The organism is Nitrosovibrio sp. Nv17 (genome assembly GCF_900119085.1).
Classification (GTDB): Bacteria; Pseudomonadota; Gammaproteobacteria; order Burkholderiales; family Nitrosomonadaceae; genus Nitrosospira.
This window is the reverse complement of record NZ_FPIQ01000049.1, coordinates 1-1,504: the sequence shown is the minus strand read 5'-3', so window position 1 is coordinate 1,504 and position 1,504 is coordinate 1. Positions and strand designations below refer to the sequence as shown.

The window sequence follows — 1,504 nt, the reverse complement described above, 5'->3', positions numbered from 1 at the left end:
CCCGGTTCTCCACCCCGCCGATGCGCAGTCCCCCCGGCGTCGCCGCCTGCAGGGCGCTGTCCACCGGGTAGTTCTCGAATACCAGCAGGGTGTCGAACAGGCCCTGCCCCGCCTGCCCCGCCCAGCGCTGGATGTCGTACAGGGGGGTGTGCTCGTGTTCGCGCAGGGCCAGGTTCTGCGCCTGCAGCGCCTGCAGCCAGTCGTCCACACGGCGCCACGGGTCGATCTCCACGATCACCGGCAGGGTGTTGATGAACAGCCCCAGCAGGTGTTCGGCCCCCGCCAGGTCCTGCGGCCGCCCCGCCACCGTGGCGCCGAAGGCGACCACGTCCTGCCCGGTGTGGCGCCGCAGCAGCAGCGCCCATGCCGCCTGTACCAGGGTGTTGGGGGTGATGCGCGCGCGCCGCGCCGCCGCCAGCAGGCGCCGGGTGCGGGAGGCGTCCAGGATGCGCTCGTGTTCGCCGTGCCCCGCGTCCGCATCTCCGTTCGTCGGCTGCGTCGGCTGCGCCAGCCGCGTCGGGCTCTCCAGGCGCTGCGTCTGGGCGCGCCAGTATGCCTCGCTCGCGCCGCCCTCGCGCGCCGCCAGCCAGGCGATGTAGTCGCGGTAGCGTCCGCCGTGCGGCGCCAGGGCCTCGCCCGCGTAGCGCCGCAGGACTTCGCCCAGCAGCTGCGAGGTGCTCCAGCCGTCGAGCAGCAGGTGGTGGGTGGTCCAGATGAGGTGGTGGCGGGCCGGCCCGGTGCGTACCAGGTGCAGCCGCTGCAGCGGCGGCTGCGACAGGTCGAAGCCTTGCGCCAGGTCGGCGCGCGCCAGTTCGTCCAGGGCCGCGCCCAGGTCTTCTTCTCCAGCGCGTGCGCGCCAGTCGTGTTCGGCAAAGGGCAGGGCCACGTCGCGCGCCACCCATTGCAGCAGGCGCTCGCGCTGGGTCAGGAAACCAGTGCGCAGGATGTCGTGGCGTGCCTGCAGGCCCTGCCAGGCTTCGCGGAAGCGCGCCGCGTCCAGGCCTTCGATGTCGAGCCGTATCTGGTTGAGGTAGGCGCTGCCGTCGGGGGCGTACAGGCTGTGGAACAGCATGCCCGCCTGCATCGGCGAGAGGGGGTAGAGGTCTTCGAGCTGTGCCGCCGCCAGCGGCAGGGCGTCCAGCTGGGCCTGGCTCAGGCCCGCCAGCGGGAAGTCGGAGGGGGTCACGCCCGCCGCGCCTTCGCTGCAGTGGGCGATCAGGGCTTCGAGTTCGGCCTGGTACGAGGCCGCCAGCGCCGCGATCGTGTCCGCCCGGTAGCGCGCCGCGCTGTAGCCGATCTCGAGCCTGAGTTCGCCTGCGTGGATCTGGCCGTTGATGGCCAGGGCGTGGCTGCGCGGGGCGTCCTCGTCCATGCAGGCGCCCACCGGTTCTTCGCTCAGGCGCCAGGGACTGTCCTGCTCGAAGCTCGCGTCCAGCTGGCCCAGGTAGTTGAACAGGACTTCCCGGCGCGGCAGCGCACTCAGGCGCCGCCGCTGCGCCGCATC

1 protein-coding gene is annotated in these 1,504 nt (G+C 72.8%); it reads right to left on the bottom strand.

All coding sequences use genetic code 11. The features are described 5' to 3' along the window. On the bottom strand, positions 1-1,504 hold a 1,504-nt coding region (locus BT108_RS13245), incomplete at both ends, for a condensation domain-containing protein (protein WP_255369727.1).